This window comes from Methylibium sp. T29-B, from assembly GCF_000576225.1.
GTDB classification, from domain to species: domain Bacteria; phylum Pseudomonadota; class Gammaproteobacteria; order Burkholderiales; family Burkholderiaceae_C; genus Methylibium; species Methylibium petroleiphilum.
The window spans coordinates 1-2,560 of sequence record NZ_AZSN01000289.1 but is presented as its reverse complement, the minus strand read 5'-3'; the positions used below and the strand labels follow the sequence as shown (position 1 = coordinate 2,560).

Genomic DNA, 2,560 nt, shown 5'->3' with positions numbered 1-2,560 from the left:
CCCAGGCCGCGCTGCTCGCGCTGCTGCCCGGCACGCCCTTGATGTCGGCCGACAACCTGGCGTCGATGCGCGTGCCCAACGTGGCCGGCGGCGGCCTGCCCGGGCTGCAGGCCCTCGGCATCACGCCGGCGGCACTGGAAGCGATCGGGCCGAGTTACCTGAGTCCCGGGCGCGGCCCGGCGCGGCTCGACGGGTTTCGCGCGCTGGCACGACGGCACTGAAGCGCCCGCCCGGCGGGACCCGCCGGCGTGCATCAATCCGATGCAGCGAATGCAATCCGGGATGCGGGGCGTCCCGCTAGCATCGAGGCCACAGGAGGCCCCATGCAGCTCGTGATCGGCAACAAGAACTACTCGTCGTGGTCGCTGCGGCCCTGGGTGCTGATGCGTCAGGCCGGCATCCCCTTCGAGGAGGTGATGATCCGCTTCGACAGCCTGGCGGCCGATTCGAAGTTCCAGCAGGCGCTGGCCCGGCACACGCCGGCCGGCAAGGTGCCGGTACTGATCGAAGACGATGGCTTCGTGGTCTGGGACACGCTGGCGATCGCCGAGTACCTGGCCGAGAAATTCCCGCAGGCGGGCCTGTGGCCTGCCGATCCGAAGGCGCGTGCCCGCGCCCGCAGCGTCTGCGCCGAAATGCATGCCGGCTTCGGCGCGCTGCGCAGCCACTGCCCGCTCAACATCGAGGCCCGCTTGCCCGATGTGGGCGCCCGCCTGCTGCAGGAGCAGCCCGGGCTGCGGGCGGACGTCCGGCGCATCGTCGAGCTGTGGTCGGAGCTGCTGGGCGCGCACGGCGGCCCGTTGCTGTTCGGCCGCTTCACCATCGCCGACGCCTACTTCGCGCCGGTGTGCAGCCGCTTGAGGACCTATGGGCTGCCGGTGCCGCCCATCGCCGCGGCCTACATCGACGCGGTGTTCGCGCTGCCCGGCATGCAGGCCTGGGTGGCCGAGGCCCTGGCCGAACAGGAGTTCCTGGACTTCGAGGAGCCGTACCGACAGTCCCGGACAGACGCCTCGGACGCTCCATGAGAAACGGGCCCGAAGGCCCGTTGTCGTTGCGCTGCCTGACGTGCGCTCAGCGGTGACGGCCGCGGCGGTGCGCGACGAAACCGAGCACGCCCACGGCGGCCAGCATCAACGCGAGATTGCTCGGCTCGGAAGCCGGGGCGGTGGCGCTCAATGCGACTTCGCTTTCGGTCGGCTGGGCCGCGATCGCCGGTTTGGCTTTCTGGTCGGCGAAACTCGGTGCGAGAGCACCTGCGAGTACCACGGCAGCCAGTAGCGGTTTGATGAACATGACATTTCCCTGTTTAAGATGCTTTTGCGGCGGTGACGCTTTTGGCGTCGGAAAGGCCGCATCTCGCTATCACCGTTTGTATGCGCGCCCCCCTTTGAGCGGTACCCCGTGACTCAAGGTTCACCCCCCGAACAAGGGGTTCATTTCGTCGCCACAGCGCCACAAGACGCTCAAGTTTTTGTTGTCGGCGGCGCCGTCCGCGACGAATTGCTGGGAATCGCCGGTCGAGACCGGGACTGGGTGGTCGTCGGCAGCACACCGCAGCAGATGCTCGACGCCGGCTTCCTGCCGGTCGGACGCGACTTCCCGGTCTTCCTGCACCCGCAGACGCACGAGGAGTACGCACTCGCACGCTCCGAACGCAAGACGGGTCCGGGCTATCACGGCTTCAGCTTCCACGCCGCACCGGACGTGACGCTGGAACAAGACCTGGCACGGCGCGACCTGACCATCAACGCCATCGCCCGCGCGGCCGACGGCACGCTGATCGACCCCTACGGCGGCCAGCGCGACCTGGCAGCCCGTGTGCTCCGCCACGTGTCGCCGGCCTTCGCCGAGGACCCGGTGCGCATCCTGCGGGTCGCACGCTTCGCGGCGCGCTTCGATGGGTTTTCCGTCGCACCCGAGACGTTGGCCCTGATGCGCGGCATGGTCGACGGCGGCGAGGTCGACCACCTCGTCCCCGAACGCGTGTGGCAGGAACTCGCGCGCGGCCTGATGGAGCCGCGCCCGTCGCGCATGTTCGAGCTGCTGCGCGAATGCGGCGCACTGCAGCGGCTGCTGCCCGAGGTCGCGCGGCTGTGGGGCGTGCCGCAGCGCGCCGAACACCACCCCGAGGTCGACACCGGCGTGCACCTGATGATGGTGCTGGACATGAGTGCGCGGCTCGACGCGCCGTTGACGGTGCGCTACGCCTGCCTCGGCCACGACCTCGGCAAGGGCAGCACCCCGGCGGAGCTGCTGCCGCGGCACATCGGCCACGAGCAGCGCAGCGTGGCGCTGCTGCGGGGGCTGAACGAGCGACTGCGCGTGCCGATCGACTGCCGCGAACTCGCCGACGTGGTGGCGCGCGAACACGGCAACGTGCACCGCAGCGGCGAGTTCGGCGCCGCCGCGCTGGTGCGCCTGCTCGAGCGCTGCGACGCCTTCCGCAAGCCGGCGCGCTTCCACGAGGTGCTGCAGGCCTGCGAGTGCGACGCGCGCGGGCGGCTCGGCTTCGAGGACACGGCCTATGCGCCGTCGCCGAGGCTGGCGGCCGCGCTCG

At 70.4% G+C, this 2,560-nt stretch carries 3 protein-coding genes and 1 pseudogene; 3 read left to right on the top strand and 1 reads right to left on the bottom strand.

Annotation, left to right across the window (positions count from 1 at the left end; all coding sequences use genetic code 11):
* Together Y694_RS25105 and Y694_RS21195 are read left to right on the top strand one after the other, a co-directional pair.
* Window positions 1-221 (top strand): annotated as a pseudogene (locus Y694_RS25105) (complex I NDUFA9 subunit family protein); the annotation flags it as partial.
* Between the two features lie 102 nt (window positions 222-323).
* Window positions 324-1,028, top strand: a complete 705-nt coding sequence (locus tag Y694_RS21195) for a glutathione S-transferase family protein (RefSeq protein WP_036236358.1) — start codon at window positions 324-326, stop codon at window positions 1,026-1,028.
* A gap of 46 nt (window positions 1,029-1,074) precedes the next feature.
* On the opposite strand, the gene Y694_RS21190 is transcribed toward Y694_RS21195, so the two are convergent.
* Window positions 1,075-1,296 carry a PEP-CTERM domain protein gene (locus Y694_RS21190; protein ID WP_036236355.1) on the bottom strand — a complete coding sequence of 74 codons (222 nt, stop codon included), beginning with the start codon at window positions 1,294-1,296 and terminating at the stop codon, window positions 1,075-1,077.
* A gap of 207 nt (window positions 1,297-1,503) precedes the next feature.
* Between Y694_RS21190 and Y694_RS21185 the strand changes: the two genes are divergently transcribed.
* Window positions 1,504-2,560 (top strand): multifunctional CCA addition/repair protein (locus Y694_RS21185; protein ID WP_051495963.1); only part of this gene is annotated, 1,057 nt, incomplete at its 3' end.